The sequence below is a fragment of the Campylobacter coli LMG 9860 genome (genome assembly GCF_000254135.1).
GTDB lineage: Bacteria > Campylobacterota > Campylobacteria > Campylobacterales > Campylobacteraceae > Campylobacter_D > Campylobacter_D coli.
Window position 1 is genome coordinate 46,774 of record NZ_AINS01000009.1, and the last position, 17,309, is coordinate 64,082.

General features: G+C 32.8%; 20 protein-coding genes and 4 tRNA genes. 16 read left to right on the top strand and 8 right to left on the bottom strand.

The annotated features are described in order from the left end of the window. Positions 1–275: 275 nt before the first annotated feature. Genes leuA through leuD form a run of 4 tightly spaced genes read left to right on the top strand, consistent with a single transcriptional unit; the run spans position 276 to position 4,887 of the window. Positions 276–1,811: a 2-isopropylmalate synthase gene (gene leuA, locus CCO88_RS01645; RefSeq protein WP_002799916.1), complete on the top strand. Its 1,536-nt coding sequence runs from the start codon at positions 276–278 to the stop codon at positions 1,809–1,811. Next, a complete protein-coding gene (gene leuB, locus CCO88_RS01650; RefSeq protein ID WP_002785515.1) occupies positions 1,808–2,884 on the top strand; it encodes a 3-isopropylmalate dehydrogenase in 1,077 nt (358 codons plus the stop codon). The genes leuA and leuB overlap by 4 nt, the downstream gene beginning before the upstream one ends. Continuing rightward, complete coding sequence (leuC, locus tag CCO88_RS01655; RefSeq protein ID WP_072216969.1) at positions 2,871–4,283, top strand: 3-isopropylmalate dehydratase large subunit; 1,413 nt, start codon at positions 2,871–2,873, stop codon at positions 4,281–4,283. The genes leuB and leuC overlap by 14 nt, the downstream gene beginning before the upstream one ends. Position 4,284: 1 nt before the next feature. Further along, entirely contained in the window at positions 4,285–4,887 is a 603-nt protein-coding gene (gene leuD / locus CCO88_RS01660; protein WP_002779361.1) for a 3-isopropylmalate dehydratase small subunit, read from the top strand. Here leuD and CCO88_RS01665 read toward each other — a convergent pair. The 6 genes from CCO88_RS01665 to CCO88_RS01685 form a co-directional block, all read right to left on the bottom strand. Further along, entirely contained in the window at positions 4,867–5,397 is a 531-nt protein-coding gene (locus tag CCO88_RS01665) for a GNAT family N-acetyltransferase (RefSeq protein WP_002789817.1), read from the bottom strand. The genes leuD and CCO88_RS01665 overlap by 21 nt on opposite strands. Before the next feature lie 230 nt (positions 5,398–5,627). After that, positions 5,628–5,703: transfer RNA gene (locus CCO88_RS01670), tRNA-Val, on the bottom strand. Between the two features lies 1 nt (position 5,704). Further along, a tRNA-Ala gene (locus tag CCO88_RS01675) sits at positions 5,705–5,780 on the bottom strand. A gap of 108 nt (positions 5,781–5,888) precedes the next feature. After that, entirely contained in the window at positions 5,889–6,269 is a 381-nt protein-coding gene (locus tag CCO88_RS10825) for a glycosyl transferase family 90 (protein ID WP_228476439.1), read from the bottom strand. A 14-nt stretch (positions 6,270–6,283) separates the two neighbouring features. After that, positions 6,284–6,853, bottom strand: coding sequence for a hypothetical protein (locus tag CCO88_RS10830; protein ID WP_223207246.1), 570 nt, complete (start codon positions 6,851–6,853; stop codon positions 6,284–6,286). A gap of 103 nt (positions 6,854–6,956) precedes the next feature. Further along, positions 6,957–7,044 (bottom strand) — tRNA-Ser (locus CCO88_RS01685). Positions 7,045–7,148: 104 nt separating this feature from the next. Here CCO88_RS01685 and CCO88_RS01690 point away from each other — a divergent pair. Beyond that, positions 7,149–7,225, top strand: a tRNA-Met gene (locus CCO88_RS01690). A 553-nt stretch (positions 7,226–7,778) separates the two neighbouring features. On the opposite strand, the gene rlmN is transcribed toward CCO88_RS01690, so the two are convergent. Together rlmN and CCO88_RS01700 are read right to left on the bottom strand one after the other, a co-directional pair. After that, a complete protein-coding gene (rlmN, locus tag CCO88_RS01695; protein ID WP_002839171.1) occupies positions 7,779–8,849 on the bottom strand; it encodes a dual-specificity RNA methyltransferase RlmN in 1,071 nt (356 codons plus the stop codon). Positions 8,850–8,868: 19 nt separating this feature from the next. Beyond that, a complete protein-coding gene (locus CCO88_RS01700) occupies positions 8,869–9,405 on the bottom strand; it encodes a purine-nucleoside phosphorylase (RefSeq protein ID WP_002779357.1) in 537 nt (178 codons plus the stop codon). An 84-nt stretch (positions 9,406–9,489) separates the two neighbouring features. Here CCO88_RS01700 and rsmA point away from each other — a divergent pair, with 84 nt between their 5' ends. From rsmA to rpsC, 11 genes are all read left to right on the top strand, one after another. After that, positions 9,490–10,284, top strand: a complete 795-nt coding sequence (gene rsmA / locus CCO88_RS01705; RefSeq protein WP_002783542.1) for a 16S rRNA (adenine(1518)-N(6)/adenine(1519)-N(6))-dimethyltransferase RsmA — start codon at positions 9,490–9,492, stop codon at positions 10,282–10,284. Next, positions 10,259–12,289: a ribonuclease J gene (locus CCO88_RS01710; RefSeq protein WP_002839173.1), complete on the top strand. Its 2,031-nt coding sequence runs from the start codon at positions 10,259–10,261 to the stop codon at positions 12,287–12,289. Before rsmA ends, CCO88_RS01710 begins: the two co-directional genes overlap by 26 nt. 35 nt (positions 12,290–12,324) lie before the next feature. Next, positions 12,325–13,086, top strand: a complete 762-nt coding sequence (locus CCO88_RS01715; protein ID WP_002839174.1) for a pseudouridine synthase — start codon at positions 12,325–12,327, stop codon at positions 13,084–13,086. Between the two features lie 197 nt (positions 13,087–13,283). Continuing rightward, positions 13,284–13,595: a 30S ribosomal protein S10 gene (gene rpsJ / locus CCO88_RS01720; protein ID WP_002779353.1), complete on the top strand. Its 312-nt coding sequence runs from the start codon at positions 13,284–13,286 to the stop codon at positions 13,593–13,595. 9 nt (positions 13,596–13,604) lie between these two features. Beyond that, the gene (rplC, locus tag CCO88_RS01725; protein WP_002779987.1) at positions 13,605–14,180 is read left to right on the top strand and encodes a 50S ribosomal protein L3; all 576 of its coding nucleotides are present in this window, start codon (positions 13,605–13,607) and stop codon (positions 14,178–14,180) included. Further along, positions 14,177–14,791, top strand: coding sequence for a 50S ribosomal protein L4 (rplD, locus tag CCO88_RS01730; protein ID WP_002785530.1), 615 nt, complete (start codon positions 14,177–14,179; stop codon positions 14,789–14,791). The genes rplC and rplD overlap by 4 nt, the downstream gene beginning before the upstream one ends. 2 nt (positions 14,792–14,793) lie before the next feature. Continuing rightward, positions 14,794–15,075 carry a 50S ribosomal protein L23 gene (locus tag CCO88_RS01735; protein WP_002779446.1) on the top strand — a complete coding sequence of 94 codons (282 nt, stop codon included), beginning with the start codon at positions 14,794–14,796 and terminating at the stop codon, positions 15,073–15,075. 1 nt (position 15,076) lies between these two features. After that, positions 15,077–15,907 (top strand): 50S ribosomal protein L2, encoded by an 831-nt coding sequence (gene rplB / locus CCO88_RS01740; RefSeq protein WP_002825501.1) that lies wholly within the window; start codon positions 15,077–15,079, stop codon positions 15,905–15,907. A gap of 1 nt (position 15,908) precedes the next feature. Further along, a complete protein-coding gene (gene rpsS, locus CCO88_RS01745) occupies positions 15,909–16,190 on the top strand; it encodes a 30S ribosomal protein S19 (protein WP_002779444.1) in 282 nt (93 codons plus the stop codon). 10 nt (positions 16,191–16,200) lie between these two features. Continuing rightward, complete coding sequence (rplV, locus tag CCO88_RS01750; RefSeq protein ID WP_002779996.1) at positions 16,201–16,608, top strand: 50S ribosomal protein L22; 408 nt, start codon at positions 16,201–16,203, stop codon at positions 16,606–16,608. After that, the gene (rpsC, locus tag CCO88_RS01755) at positions 16,608–17,309 is read left to right on the top strand and encodes a 30S ribosomal protein S3 (protein ID WP_002785532.1); all 702 of its coding nucleotides are present in this window, start codon (positions 16,608–16,610) and stop codon (positions 17,307–17,309) included. Before rplV ends, rpsC begins: the two co-directional genes overlap by 1 nt.

The following is a 17,309-nucleotide window of genomic DNA, read 5'->3' on the forward strand; positions in this document are numbered from 1 at the left end:
GTATTAACTAAAAATATGCTAAATTCGAAACTATATAATTTTATGAAGGAGGCGACAATGACACAGGTTTTTAAAAATTCAAATTCAATTCAAGTCAAAGAGCAAAAAAATAAAGAAAATCACTTTAACCTGATGCTGCAACTCTCACTCATCCTAAACTAAAATTTTTATTTTTTTTAATCATTTCTGAAATTTATTTATTTTACTATTGTTTTTAAGTTTTTGAATTTTTAATAAAATTCATTCGGTTTATCTCGTTTTTTAAGGATTAAAATATGAAGAATAATAAAATTATCATTTTTGATACAACTTTACGCGATGGTGAACAAGCCTTAGGCAGTTCTTTAAATATAAATCAAAAATTACAGATTGCCTTAGCGCTTGAAAATTTAGGTGTTGATGTGATAGAAGCAGGTTTTCCTGTATCTTCACAAGGAGATTTTGAAGCGGTAAAAAATATAGCCTCAAAAGTAAAAAATTCAACCATTTGTGCGCTTTCTAGAGCTTTGGATAAAGATATAGATACCGCTTATGAGGCTTTAAAAGTGGCGGATTCTTTTAGAATTCATACTTTTATAGCCACTTCAACTTTGCACATACAAGATAAATTAAAAAAAGATTTTGATGAAATTTTAGCTATGGCACAAAGAGCGATTGCAAGAGCTAGAAACTATACTGATGATGTGGAATTTTCATGTGAAGATGCAGGAAGAACTCCTATTGATAATCTTTGTTTTATGGTAGAAAATGCTATCAAAGCAGGGGCTAGAACTATCAATATACCTGATACTGTGGGTTATACTTTGCCAAGTGAATTTGCTAATATCATCAAAATTTTATTTAACAAAGTACCCAATATAGACAAAGCTGTTATTTCTGTGCATTGTCATAATGACTTAGGTATGGCAACAGGCAATAGCTTAAGTGCTATTTTACAAGGCGCAAGACAGATAGAATGTACTATGAATGGGCTTGGTGAAAGGGCTGGAAATTGCGCTTTGGAAGAAGTTGTAATGGCGATAAAAACAAGAAGCGATTATTTAAAAGGTTTTTATACAGATATCAAGTGTGAAAATATTTCTAAAACTTCAAAATTAGTTTCAGCTATCACTAATGAAAGCATACCTTCACATAAAGCCATAGTAGGAAGTAACGCCTTTTCTCATAGTTCTGGAATTCATCAAGATGGAGTACTTAAAAATAGACAAACTTATGAAATTATAAGCCCTAGCAGCATAGGACTTCATGAAAATCGTATGCTTATGACTGCAAGAAGCGGTAGGGCTATGATTAAAACTTGTCTTGATAATTTAGGATATGATGAAAAAACTTATAATTTAGATGAAGTTTATGAGAGTTTTTTACGCCTTGCGGATAAAAAAGGACAGGTTTATGATTATGACTTAGAGGCTTTAATGTTTTTAAGTTATGAAAATGATGAAGAAAATGAATTAGTACTTGAAAAATTAAGCGTAATCAGCGGCACTATCCCAACAGCTTGTGTTTGTGTGCGTATAAAAGAAGAATTAAAAACTGAAGCTTGTACCGGAAATGGGCCCATAGAAGCGGTGTTTAATTGCATCTCTAGAATCACAGGCTTAAACCCTGTTTTAAAAGCATATAGCATTAATGCAAAAAGTTCAGGTGTGGATGCACAAGGGCAAGTGGATGTGGATTTAGAATTTAAAGGGAGAAAATTTCATGGCAAAGGGCTTTCAACAGATGTTATAGAAGCATCAGCTCAAGCCTTTATCAGTGCTTACAATGCAATTTATCGATCTTTAAAAGTTGAAGAAAGGAAAGCAGTATGAATACTTATAAAATAGCAGTTTTGCCAGGAGATGGCATAGGGCCTTCAGTGATGAAAGAGGCTTTAAAAATTTTAAATTTTGTCGCCCAAAAACACGGCTTTAAATTAGAAACAAAAGAAGCGAAGATAGGTGGGGCAAGTATAGATGCCTATGGGGTAGCATTAAGCGATGAGACTTTAAAGCTTTGTGAGCAAAGCGATGCTATTTTGTTTGGTTCAGTAGGAGGACCTAAGTGGGATAATCTACCTATAGATCAAAGACCTGAAAGAGCTTCGCTTTTACCTTTAAGAAAGCATTTTAATTTATTTGCAAATTTGCGTCCTTGTAAAATTTATGAAAGCTTAAGACATGCTTCGCCCTTAAAAGATGAAATTATCCAAAAAGGTGTGGATATCTTGTGCGTTAGAGAGCTTACAGGCGGGATTTATTTTGGTAAGCAAGAATTGGGCAAAGAAAGTGCTTATGATACTGAAATTTACACTAAAGCAGAGATAGAAAGGATTACACGCCTTGCTTTTGAAAGTGCAAGAATAAGAAATAAAAAAGTGCATCTAATTGATAAGGCAAATGTTTTAGCAAGTTCTATTTTATGGCGTGATGTAGTAGGTCAAATTGCAAAAGAATACGAAGATATCAAGCTAGAATACATGTATGTAGATAATGCAGCTATGCAAATTATTAAAAATCCTAGCACTTTTGATGTAATGCTTTGTTCTAATCTTTTTGGCGATATTTTAAGCGATGAATTAGCAGCTATAAGTGGATCTTTGGGCTTGCTTTGTTCTGCGAGTTTAAATGATAAAGGTTTTGGGCTTTATGAGCCAGCAGGTGGTTCAGCTCCTGATATAGCTCATTTAAATATAGCCAATCCTATAGCCCAAATTTTAAGTGCTGCTTTGATGTTAAAATATAGCTTTAAAGAAGAAAAGGCTGCAAGGGATATAGAAAATGCTATAGCCATAGCTTTAGAGCGTGGAAAAATGACTAAGGATTTAAATGCGAATTCTTATTTAAGCACCGATGAAATGGGAGATTGTATAGTAGAAATTTTAAAGGAGAATAACAATGGCTAAAACTTTATATGAAAAAGTGTTTGATTCTCATGTGGTTTATCAAAAGGAAAATGAACTTCCTATACTTTATATCGATAGACATTTAATCCACGAAGTAACAAGCCCTCAAGCTTTTTCAGGTCTTAAAATGGCAAATCGTAAAATGGCAAGATCGGATTTGACTTTAGCAACTATAGATCATGATGTATCGACTAAAAGCACAGATTTGGATGCTTGTTCAGGTATGGCAAAAGAGCAAATTACGACTTTGATGCAAAATACTAAAGAATTTGGAGTCAGACTTTTAGGCCTAGGCGATAAAAATCAAGGTATAGTGCATATAGTAAGTCCCGAGCTTGGTTTTACTTTACCGGGTGTAACTTTGGTTTGTGGGGATTCTCACACTGCAACACACGGGGCCTTTGGAGCTTTGGCTTTTGGTATAGGCACAAGCGAGGTCGAGCATGTAATGGCTACGCAAACTTTAAAACAAGCAAAACTTAAAACTATGAAAATAGAATGCAAGGGTCAGTTTCAAAAGGGTGTTTATGCTAAGGATTTGATTTTATATCTTATATCAAAATACGGTACCGCAAAAGGCACAGGCTATGCTATAGAATTTTGTGGAGAGTTGATAGAAGGCTTGAGTATGGAAGCTAGAATGACACTTTGCAATATGGCTATAGAATTTGGAGCAAAAGTCGGTATGATAGCTCCTGATGAGATTACTTTTGAGTATATAAAAGGGAAAGAATTTGCTCCAAAGGGAGAAGAATTTGAAAAGCATTGTGAGTATTGGAGAAGTTTAAAAAGCGATGAGGGCGCACAATATGATGAAAGTATAGTCCTTGATGCAAGCCAAATTCAACCGCAAATCAGCTATGGAACTAATCCTTCTCAAGTTATTGCTATAAATGAAAGAATTCCAAAAGTCAGCGATTTTATCAATCCAAGCGATCAAAAATCTTTACTTGATGCTTTAGATTATGTGAATTTGGAGCAAGATCAAAGCTTAGAAGGGGTAAAAATCGATATTGTTTTCATAGGTTCTTGTACAAATGGGCGTTTAGAAGATCTTAAGATAGCTGCGGATATTTTAAAAGGGCGTAAAATTCACAAGGATGTTAAAGCTTTAATCGTGCCTGGTTCTATGCAAGTGAGAAAAGAAGCTGAAAATTTAGGACTTGATAAAATTTTTATCGAAGCAGGGTGTGAGTGGAGATATGCAGGGTGTTCAATGTGTCTTGGTATGAATGATGATAAAGCAAGTGCGGGACAAAGAGTTGCTTCAACTTCAAATCGTAATTTTGTAGGCAGACAAGGTAAAGGTTCTATCACCCACTTAATGAGTCCTGCAAGCGCAGCAGCCTGTGCCATAGAAGGCGTTATTTGTGATAATAGAAAATATTTAGGAGTTTAAAATGCAAAAATTTACTACTCATAAAGGTATAGCTTGTCCTTTGGAATATGCCAATATCGACACAGATCAAATCATCCCTAAGCAATTTTTACTTGCTGTTTCAAAGCAGGGCTTTGGTAAGCATTTATTTCATGATTTGCGTTATTTAGACGATAAAGAAAGCGTTTTAAATATGGATTTTAATCTCAATAAAAAAGAATACCAAAACGCTTCTATCTTGGTAAGTTTTGAAAATTTTGGAAGCGGTTCTTCAAGGGAGCACGCACCTTGGGCTTTGGTGGATTATGGTATAAGAGCTATTATCGCGCCTTCTTTTGCAGATATTTTTAAAAATAATGCTTTAGGAAATGGTTTGCTTACTATAGAGCTTGCTAAAGATGAGGTTGTAAGCATTATAAAACAACTGAAAGAATCTGAAGATAAAAATATAGAAATTTCTTTATTTGAGAAAAAGGTATTTTTTAAAGATCAAGTTTTTTCTTTTGATTTGGATGAATTTCGTAGAACCTGTTTACTAGAAGGGCTTGATAATATAGCTTTAACTTTAAAATATGAAGAACAAATCAAGGCTTATGAGAAAAACTCAAAAAGCTTTTTGGTTTAGGATTTTTTCATAAGCGAAAAATTCATCTTCATAGCAAGGGATATGAAAAGCCCCACAAAACTCAAAATTTAATTTTTTAAAGAGCGAATTCATAGGGATATTTTTACTATGAGTATCCGCTCTTAAGCTATATTTTCCTTCATTTTTAGCATAAGTTTCACAAAAATTTAACAGCTTTTGCGCCACGCCTTTGCCTTTAGCATTTTCTTTTACAGCCAAACGGTGCAGATAAAAAGCTAGATTATTGTAGGATTTTTTAAAGTTGATTTGCTCGTAAAATTCGGGTTCGAATTTTTCATTGATGCAAATAAAGCCTAGAATCTCATCCTTTTCTTTATAAAGATAAAGCTCTTGTGCTTTGATATCTTCTTTAAAAATTTCTTCATTAGGGTAATGTTCATTCCATTGATTAAAATTCATAGCTTTCATGGAATTTAGAGCGTCTTTTGTTATGTTAAGTATGGAATTTAAATCTTTTTGTGTAGCTTTTTCTATGACAAAATTTTGCATAAAAATCCTTTTGTAATGTAAATACTAGTGTTTAACTTTAATATTTTTTGTAAGTTTTATTTCTTCAAAAAACCCTATTGAGTTTTAAAAGCCCCAAAAAGAACTTTAATTAATTGAAAATCATTATAACACAAAAGCAATAAATTGAAATCAAAAATCCTTTAGTTTGTTTATATATAGTGCTTTTAAGGTATTTTTTGAAAGTTGAAGAAATTGAAAGAAATGAAAAATGGTGGCTCCGATTGGACTTGAACCAACGGCCACTACCATGTCAAGGTAGTGCTCTACCAACTGAGCTACGGAACCATGGTGGAGCATAGCGGGTTCGAACCGCTGACCCCAACGCTGCCAGCGTTGTGCTCTCCCAGCTGAGCTAATGCCCCTTAGAATTTTCTAAAAAATTTTAGCGCAATATTACTTTTTTTTGGCTGAAAACCAAATTTAAAATTCTTATTAAAAGTTATAAAAATAAAATATAAAAGAATTTTAAATTATTTGATTAATTCTAAAATTTCTCTTTTGCATTCATCTTTGTTAAGATCGAGTTGCCCAGAATAGTAAAAATATTTAGTCAAAACTAAAATCCCTATATAAAATTCTTTTTTCTTATCTAAGAATTTCTTAACATACTGATGAGCATTATTAATGATTTCTAGCGCATCTTTTGGATGACTGATAAAATGTTCGATTACTGTAGTTAAGTTATCATTATCAATTAAAGCAAAATGGTAATTTGGTTTTAAAGTTCCTTCCATAAACCAAGTTTCGCAAGTTATTTTTGGAGCTAAAACTAAAGAATTAGAATTCATAGCCCATTTTAAGTTGCTTGCTACATCGTTACCCTCTAAAGAAATTATAAATTTATATTTCATTTGTTCTTTTTTGTTTAAAAAGTTTTTTTCCATTGGCTAGGTTGTTTTGAAGTATCTCCTATATCGCAAAAAGTTCTACCAAAATAAGAATCAAAAAATTCTTTTCTATGTTTTTGATATACAGCACCTCTAAAAATTGCTATATCTTTTTTATTTTCATATTTTATATTGTCTTTTAAAAAACAAAAATGCCTATTTTTATCAAGTTTTAATAAAATGTTGTTTGTATTATTTTCTAAAGGTCTTGATTTACAAATGGCCGGCTCTTTAAAAGTATATTTTACATCACCAAATTCTTTTTTCCATAAAAAATCATCATTAAAGTATTTACTAATTTCATAAGCATCAAAAGCATAAGAAGTATTTTTAAAAGGAAATTTTCCTATTTTTTCTCTTTCTGTTAATGTAAAAAAATCATTTATTTGATTGTAATACTTAACCCGAGTTCGTATTTCTTCTAGCTCTTTAGCATTATATTTTAAAATTTCATTGAAAATTTTATGCAATTTTGTTTGAAAAAAATATCTTGGTGTAAAAGATATTCCGATGCCTTTTAAATTCATAAATAATCTCGATTGTAGCATTGTGAAGTCCATATAAAAAATTATAATATTTTACAAAAATATTATTAAGTAGTAAATTAATTTTTAATAAAACAATAATATTTTAATGTTAAAAAGTTAATAGTGGCAGACAGGAAGGGATTCGAACCCTCGAAAGCTTGCACTTTACACGCGTTCCAGGCGTGCTCCTTCAACCGCTCGGACACCTGTCTAATTAAAAATTAAATTATATCTAAAAAAGCTTTAAATAAAATTTTAGTAAAAAAGAGTATAATTACATTTTCATTTTGTAAAATGATCTTTAAAGATTTATTATGTCAGGGTAGCTCAGCTGGTTAGAGCGCTGGTCTCATAAGCCGGAGGTCGGGAGTTCAAGTCTCCCCCTTGACACCATTTTTAAAACTTCTTTTAAAAAATCACCCTTAAATTATTTTAATTACAAATTTTATCTTAATAGTTTTAAATTATAAATTTGTTTTTATCTTAGAATTTAAGTTCTATTTTAAATTTTTGGCATTTAAATTTGTACCATCTTTTATATGGCTTGAAATAAAATTTGTTTGAAGAGATGGTTTTGAGATAAGGTATATTTTATAAAAGATAGAAATTTGATTATTGTATTTTAAAGATTAATGTTTAAAAATTTATCTCGAAATAATCAAAAAAATAATCAAATTTAAAGACACAAGGGGAATTTGTTATTATAAAATTAACTTAAAATAGACTTTTGATAAGAGTATAGTATCATAAAATTATAATTTGATTGATATTTAAATTTATCAAAGCGCACATCGTTTTATTTATAAATTTAAATATCTTAAAATTTCAATAAAAGATTTATTCAATTAGCGATTGCTTTTATCTTTAGAAATCACCCAAATCATACCCACAAAACCTATCAACACAACGACAAATATAAAAATGATTTGAAAAATATCCAAAGCTGTCATAATTCTTTTGCCCTTTCTTTGAGTTGTCCACAAGCTGCTGAAATATCAAGTCCCTTGCTCTCTCTTATGGTGCAAGTTACTCCTTTAGTGCTTAATAAATCTTGAAATTTGATCGCATTTTCAAGCTTAGGACGATGATAAATACTACCCTCGTGAGGATTGAAAAGTATCAAATTCACTTTGGCTTTTATACCATTTAAAAGCTTGACCAGTTCTTTTGCGTGTTCAAGTTTATCGTTAATGCCATCAATGAGTAAATACTCAAACATTACTCTTTTTCTTTGATCTATAGGAAAAGCACGCACAGCATCCATGATCGCAGCTATATTATAAGCTTTATTTATAGGCATGAGTTCGGTTCGGAGTTCATCATTAACCGCGTGAAGGGAGATGGCAAGCAAGACGCCTAAATTCATTTCACCCAGCTCTTTGATTTGCTTTGCTAAACCACTTGTGCTTATGGTTTGTCTCCGAGGGCTGATAGCAAGTCCATCATTTTGAGAGAGAATTTTAACTGCCTTGGAAACATTTTTAAGATTGTCAAGAGGTTCTCCCATGCCCATATAGACTATATTGACACGACGCTCATAGGGGATATTGTTTTGTTTTTTGATCCATAAAATTTGTCCGACTATCTCTCCCGCGCTCAAATTTCTTTTTAAGCCTCCTTTGGCAGTAAGGCAAAAACTACAGCCACTTTTACAGCCTACTTGGGAAGAAACGCAAATAGTATATCTTGTATGTGAAATTCTTTTACCCTCTTCGTCAAATTGTTCTTCTTTCATAGGCAAAAGTACACTTTCTATCCTTAAGCCATCGATAAGTTCAAAAAGATATTTGATACTTCCATCTTTGCTTTGTTCATTTTTAACGCATTTAAGAGGAGAGAAATGGTAAGTTTGCGCAAGTTCTAAACGCAAATCTTTTGGTAGACTTGACATATCGGAAAAATTATTTGCATATTTTTGATATATCCATTGATAAATTTGTTTCACGCGAAACATAGGCTTGATTTTTTCTTCCAATTCTTCAGGTAAAAAGTCTAAGATATTAATGAGTTCTTTCAAGATCGCTTTCCTTTGATTGCTAAATATAATGATTAATTTTTAAATATTCTTCTAGTTTTTCTTTTGCCTTTTGATGATTTTTTATAAAATCTTCATGAGCATTTTCATTGCAAAAATTAGTCGCACATAAAATGCATTCTGCATCTATATCTAAATTTTTAGCCACGCTTAAAATCGAAAAAGCTTCCATATTTTCAGCAAAAAAACCTAGTTTTGCAAATTCTTTTGCTGCTTTTGAATTTTGACAAATATAATTAGAAGAATTGACTTTGATTGTTTCACGAGAAACATTTTGATTGTTGAGTTTGATTTCAATGTTTGCAGGAGTGTAGAATTGATCAGAAATATAAGAAAATTCAATATTACAAGCATGAGAACTTTTATAAATTCCTAGAATTTCTCCTTTATCGTAAAGTCCACATGTTCCTATAAATATAAGTTTTGAAGGTTTTTCTTTTAAGCAAAGTTGTGTTAAATGAAAGGTTGATTCTACCAAACCTATACCTATGGTTTTGGCAAAAGAAAAATTTTCATTTCCACCCGCACAAACTATCATTCACATATCCTAAAAATAATTTAGCAAGAATTTTAGCTAAAAAGGCTTAAAATTAAGAATTTTTAGCTAAAATAAAAAACTATTATGATGAAAGCAAAAAAACATTACGGACAAAATTTTTTAAACGATAAAAGTATTTTATCAAAAATCATCCAAGCCATACCCAAAGATACTGAAAATATAGTAGAGATTGGGCCTGGCTTAGGTGATTTGACGCAAGAGCTTTTAAAAGTTTCTCATGTAAAGGCTTATGAGATAGATGATGATCTTATACCTATTTTGCGTAAGAAATTTCAAAAAGAACTTGATTGTGGAAAATTAAATTTGCTTCATCAAGATGCAAGTAAGCTCGCATGTTTTGATGAAAAGAAGTATTTTTTGGTCGCTAATTTACCTTACTATGTCGCAAGTCATTTGATTTTGCAAGCCTTAGAGGATAAAAATTGCTCAGGTTTGATAGTAATGGTTCAAAAAGAAATGGCATTGAAATTCTGTGCTCATAGTGGAGAAAGTGATTTTTCAGCTCTTGGAGTTTTAAGTGCTATGATTTGTGAACGAGAAATACTGTTTGATGTAGAGCCTGAATGTTTTAATCCACCGCCAAAAGTAGTATCAGCAGTGATGAAAATGATTAAATTCAGAGCTTATCAGGATCTCTGTGAAATTCATGCTTTTAAAGCTTTTTTGAAAGATTGTTTTAAAGCGCCAAGAAAACAATTATTAGGGAATTTAAAAATTCATAAAGCTAAATTAACAGAGCTTTTTCAAGAGTTAAAACTCAATTTAAATTTACGCCCACATGAACTTTGCGTCGATTCATACCTTAAAATTTACGAAAAAGTAAAGGAAGAATATGAACGAAAACAACAAAGGAAATAGTGAAAATACAAACAATCCTAACTCAAATTCAAAAAACAACAAGCGCTATAAATACAGAAATCGTAGAAAAAAATTAGCCGATTCTATCAGTGAAAATTCTCAAAATTCAACTCATGAATTTTCTAACAACGAAAAGATAAATACCAAGAAAAATTCTACAAATACTCAACCTTTAGAGGGTGAAAATGTAGAAAAACCAAGTGAGAAAAAGAAAAAAAGAAATCGCAATCTCCCTTCTAAACTTACTGGAAATGAAGATTGGCAAATCGCGCTTGCTGAGTGTATAGAGGCAAATCGTGTTTCACATGAAAATCGCTTACATCCTTTAAAATACAATAATTCTAGCGAGCATAAAATTCGCATCACTCCACTAGGTGGCTTAGGGGAAATCGGTGGAAATATCAGTGTTTTTGAAACCAATAAAGATGCAATTATAGTAGATATAGGTATGAGTTTTCCTGATGGAACTATGCATGGGGTAGATATTATTATCCCTGATTTTGACTATGTAAGAAAAATTAAAGATAAAATTCGTGGTATAGTGATCACTCATGCACACGAAGATCATATCGGTGCAGTGCCTTATTTCTTTAAAGAATTCCAATTTCCTATCTACGCTACACCTTTGGCTTTAGGAATGATTTCAAACAAATTTGAAGAACATGGCTTAAAAGCAGAACGCAAATGGTTTCGCCCTGTAGAAAAACGCCGTGTTTATGAGATAGGCGAATTTGATATAGAGTGGATCCACATCACGCATTCTATCATTGATGCTTCAGCACTTGCGATCAAAACAAAAGCAGGAACGATTATCCACACAGGTGATTTTAAAATTGATCAAACTCCAATGGATGGCTATCCAACAGACTTAGGACGTTTGGCACATTATGGAGAAGAAGGGGTTTTATGTCTTTTAAGCGATAGTACAAATTCGTACAAAGAAGGCTATACTAAAAGTGAAAGTTCTGTAGGACCGACTTTTGATCAAATTTTTGCACGCACTAAGGGTAGGGTGATCATGAGTACTTTTAGCTCAAACATCCACCGTGTTTATCAAGCTATTACTTATGGTTTAAAATACGGCAGAAAAGTTTGTGTTATCGGTCGTTCTATGGAGAGAAATCTTTATACCACTATGGAATTAGGTTATATTAAGCTCGATAGAAAAATTTTTATTGATGCAGATGAGGTTAGCAAGTATAAAGACAATGAAGTGCTTATCGTAACCACAGGAAGTCAAGGTGAAACTATGAGTGCGCTTTATAGAATGGCAACAGATGAGCATAAATTTATAAAAATAAAGCCAAGCGATCAAATCATCATTTCAGCTAAAGCTATCCCAGGCAATGAAGCGAGTGTTTCAGCGGTGCTTGATTATCTTTTAAAAGCGGGTGCTAAAGTAGCGTATCAGGAATTTAGCGAAATTCATGTAAGCGGGCATGCAAGTATAGAAGAGCAAAAATTAATGCTTACTCTAGTTAAGCCTAAATTCTTCTTGCCAGTACATGGAGAATACAATCATATCAATAAACACAAAGAAACAGCTATAAAATGTGGAATTCCTGAAAAAAATATTTATCTCATGAGCGATGGCGATCAAGTAGAGCTTTGTCAAAAATATGTTAAACGCATAAAAACCGTAAAAACAGGTAAAGTTTTTGTAGATAATCAAATCAATAAACAAATCGCCGATGATGTAGTTATAGATCGTCAAAAACTTGCAGATAGTGGTATAGTAGTTATTATCGCACAAATTGACAAAGCTACAAAAACACTGATCAACAAACCAAGAGTATTTAGCTATGGGCTAGTAGCTGACAAACACGATCATGCTTTTAGCAAAGATATGGCTGAAGTTTTAGGACAATTTTTCATCAATGTTAAAGATGAAGTACTCAATGATCCAAGATTTTTAGAAAATCAAATCCGCCAAGTTTTAAGAAAACACATCTTTAGAAAGATTAAAAAATACCCAACCATAGTTCCAACTATTTTTGTAATGTAAAAAAGGGCAAAAACGCCCTTTTTAAGGAAGATCAAATGAGAATTAATAAATTTATATCCCATAACACCCGCTATTCACGCCGTGAAGCCGATGAACTTATCAAACAAGGCTTAGTAAAAATAAACAACAAAATTGCCCTTTTAAGCGATGAAGTTAAATTTGATGATAAAGTTTTTGTTAAAGGTAAAAGAGTACAAAAAAGAACGCAATTTAGCGTGATAATCTACCATAAACAAAAAGGTGAAATTGTCAGTAAAAAAGACGATCGTGGAAGAAAAACTATATATGATACCTTGCCAAGACAATTTAGTACTTGGCTTAGCGTAGGTAGGCTGGATTATGCAAGTGAAGGCTTACTTTTGCTTACAGATTCTCCTGTGATTGCCGATGCTTTAATGCATAGCGATTTAGAAAGAGAATACTACCTTAAAGTTAAAGGCACGGTGAGCAAACAAGTCATCGAAGCCATGCAAAATGGACTTGAGATTAAAAATGAAAAAAAAGGCGCACATGCAAAAACTAAAATTACCTCTATGAGTTTTGCTCCTTTTATAGACTTTGAAATTTTTGGATCAAGTGGAGGCTATACTAAGCTTAGAGTGGTTATAAATGAAGGTAAAAATAGAGAGCTTAGACGCTTTTTTGGATATTTTGATCTTGAAGTCATGGATCTTAAGCGTGTTGCTTTTGGGGCTTTAGATCTTGGTATGTTGAAGGCGGGAAAATATCGTTATTTAGAAAATGGCGAATATGAAAAATTAAGAGATTTTTTAAAATTTAATGAAATAAGATATTGACCATTATATACAAAAATTTAAAAAATAATGATAATTTTTAAATTCTAAAAATTCTATTTTTATCCTTTTTAAAAGGAAAATAATAGAAAAATTTCATCAAATTCCTTGACTTTGAAAACAAGATTTTATATACTCTCATTTCAATTTTTATAAATTGGTTAGTTTTTAACTAACGAGTTCTTTTTAAAGGAAATATTATGGAAAGAATTAGGCTTAAGCTAAAAGCTTATGACCATCGAGTACTAGACAGAACAGTTGCAGCAATCGTAGAAGCTGTTAAAAGAACAGGTGCGGATATCAGAGGTCCGATACCAATGCCTACTAAAATCAAACGCTATACAGTTTTAAAATCTCCACACATTAACAAAGATTCTCGTGAGCAGTTTGAAATAAGAATTCACGCACGTATGCTAGATATAGTAGCAGCGACTCCAGATACAGTTGATTCTTTAACTAAGCTTGATTTAGCGCCAGAAGTAAGCGTTGAAGTAAGAGCTATGGGTAAGTAAGGATAAGATATGGAATATATTGTAGAAAAAATCGGAATGAGCAGAACAATTACTAATCCAAGTATCGCTGTAACTTTACTAAGAGTTGTAAATGCAAAAGTATGTGAAGTTGAAGGCGGAAAGGCTTTAGTAGCATATCCAAAAGGTAAAGCAAGTAATAAATGTGTCGCAGGACAACAAAAAAAGTATAATCTTTCTGCAGAATACAATAGATTTGCGACTTTAGAAGTAGCAAATACTGAAGCAGGAGATTTAGATGAAACTCCATTAAATGAAGCAAAAATTTTAAAAGTAAGCTTTAACACTAAAGGTAGAGGTTATAGCGGTGTTATGAAAAGACATAACTTCGCAGGGGGTCCAGCAAGTCACGGTTCTAGATTTCACAGACGCCACGGATCTATTGGCAATAGAGAATGGCCAGGTCGTGTTCAACCAGGTATGAAAATGGCAGGACACTATGGAAATACTAAAGTGACCGTTAAAAACGAAGTTGTATCTTATGATGCTGAAAACAAAATTTTAGTAGTTAAAGGTGCAGTACCAGGTTATAATGGTGCTATGGGTAAAATAAGGATTGCAAAATGAGTAAAGTAGTTGTTTTAAATGATAAATTAGAAAAAGCAGGTGAACTTGATTTACCTTCAAAATATGCGGAAGTAAATTCACACAATCTTTACTTGTATGTAAAATCTTACCTTGCAAGTTTAAGAGCAAATACAGCTCATACTAAAGGTAGAAGTGATGTAAGTGGTGGTGGTAAAAAACCTTGGAGACAAAAAGGTCGTGGCGGTGCTAGAGCGGGTTCAACAAGAACTAACGTTTGGGTAGGCGGTGCGGTTGCTTTTGGTCCAACAAATGAAAGAAACTACTTCCAAAAAGTAAATAAAAAACAAAAAAGATTGGCGCTTGAAAGAGCTTTAGCAGATAAAGCAGCTAAAGGTGTGTTATTTACTGCTGATTCTTTGGCTATTGAAAGTGGTAAAACAAAAGATGCAAACGCTGTGATTAAAAAACTTGGCGTCAAAGATGCTTTAATCGTTAAAGATTTACTAGATGAAAAAACACTTTTAGCTTACAGAAATTTAGCAAATTGCTATGTAGTTGATGTAACTGAAGTAAATGCTTATTTAGTATCTGTATTTAATGCTGTTATTATGGAAAAATCAGCGTTAGAATCTATTACAAAAGAGGGATAATTATGGCAGATATTACTGATATAAAGACTATACTTTACACAGAAAAAAGTTTGAATTTGCAAGAGCAAGGTGTCGTAGTTATTCAAACTTCGCCAAAAATGACTAAAACAGGCTTAAAAGCGGTTTTAAAAGAGTATTTTGGTGTAACTCCAAAAAGCATCAATTCTTTAAGAATGGATGGAAAAGTTAAGCGTTTTAGAGGTCGTTTAGGTCAAAGAAACGATTATAAAAAATTCTATGTTAAGCTACCTGAAGGTGTTAGCTTAGAAAATGCGGAGGCTTAAAATGGCAATTAAAACTTATAAACCATATACTCCAAGTAGAAGATATATTACAGGTTTAAGTTCTGAAGATATTACAGCTAAACCAAGTGTACGCTCACTACTTGTTAAACTTCCAGCACACGCAGGTCGTAACAGCTATGGAAGAATTACAAGTCGTCATAAAGAAGCGGGTGCTAAAAAACTTTACAGAATTATTGATTTTAAACGTCGTAAATTCGGTATAGAAGGTAAAGTAGAAGCGATCGAGTATGATCCATACAGAAATTGTAGAATTGCTTTGATTGCTTATAAAGATGGGGAAAAAAGATATATTCTTCAACCACGTGGATTAAGCGTTGGTGATATCGTTGCAGCTGCTGAAAGCGGACTTGATATTAAACCAGGTAATGCAATGAAACTTAAAAACATTCCTGTGGGTACTATTGTTCATAATGTTGAGTTAAAGCCAGGCAAAGGTGGTCAAATGATCCGCTCAGCAGGAGCTTATGCTCAATTAATGGGTAAAGAAGAAAAATATGTTATCTTAAGACTTGCAAGCGGTGAAATGAGACAAGTTCTAGCTGAATGTATGGCAAGTATAGGCGAAGTAGGTAACGAAGAATGGGCAAATGTGACTATCGGTAAAGCAGGTAGAAATCGCCACAGAGGTATTCGTCCACAAACTCGTGGTTCTGCAATGAACCCAGTAGATCACCCGCACGGTGGGGGTGAAGGTAAGAAAAATTCAGGTCGTCATCCAGTAACTCCATGGGGTAAACCAACCAAAGGTGCGAAAACTCGTCGTAAAAAAGCTAGCGATAAGCTAATAATTTCAAGAAGAAAAGGAAAGTAAGATGGCTAGATCACTAAAAAAAGGTCCTTTTGTTGATGATCATGTAATGAAAAAAGTCATCGCTGCTAAAAAGGCTAATGATAATAAACCCATTAAAACTTGGTCTAGAAGAAGTACTATCATTCCTGATATGATAGGTTTAACTTTCAATGTTCATAATGGCAAAAGTTTTATTCCCGTTTATATCACTGAAAATCATATCGGTTATAAACTTGGCGAATTTGCTCCAACACGCACATTTAAAGGCCATAAAGGTTCTGTGCAAAAGAAAATTGGTAAGTAAGGGATAAGATATGAGTAAAGCATTAATTAAATTCATAAGATTATCTCCAACTAAAGCAAGATTGATTGCTAGAGAAGTTCAGGGGATGAATGCAGAATTAGCTATGGCTAGTTTAAAATTTATGCCAAACAAGGGTGCTAAATATATAGCTAATGCAATTTCAAGTGCAGTAGCAAACGGCGGTTTTGAAGCGAACGAAGTAGTGGTAAAAAGTTGTCGTGTAGATGCTGGTGCTGTATTAAAAAGATTTAGACCGCGTGCTAGAGGAAGTGCAAGCCGTATTAGAAAACCTACTTCACATATCTTAGTAGAAGTAGCGAAAGCGGAAGTTAAAACTGAAGCAAAAAAAGCAGTAGCTAAAAAAACTCCTGTTAAAAAAACAAGTACTAAAAAAGTAACGGCAGAAAAGGAAAGCTAATGGGACAAAAAGTAAATCCAATCGGTCTAAGACTAGGAATTAATAGAAACTGGGAATCAAGATGGTTTCCAACTAAAGCAAATTTAGTGGAAAATATCGGTGAAGATTACAAAATCAGAGCTTTCTTAAAAAGAAAACTTTATTATGCGGGAATCAGCCAAATTTTAGTAGAAAGAACTGCTAAAAAGCTTCGCGTAACTGTTGTAGCTGCAAGACCAGGTATTATCATTGGTAAAAAAGGTAGCGATGTTGATAATTTAAGAAAAGAATTGCAAGATTTAATCGGTAAAGATGTAAATATCAACATCAAAGAAGAAAGAAAAGCGGGTGCTTCAGCTCAACTTGCTGCTGAAAGCGTTGCAACTCAACTTGAAAAAAGAATCGCTTTTAGAAGAGCAATGAAAAAAGTAATTCAAGGCGCACAAAAAGCAGGTGCTAAAGGGATTAAAGTTTCAGTTTCTGGTCGTTTAGGCGGTGCTGAAATGGCAAGAACTGAATGGTATCTTGAAGGTCGTGTGCCACTTCATACTTTAAGAGCAAAAATCGATTACGGTTTTGCAGAAGCTAGAACTACTTATGGAAACATAGGTGTTAAAGTTTGGATCTTTAAAGGTGAAGTATTGCAAAAAGGCTTACAAACTGAAAAAACAGAAGAAAGTGCTCCAGCTAAAAAGCCAAGACGCACAAGAAGGGGTAAATAA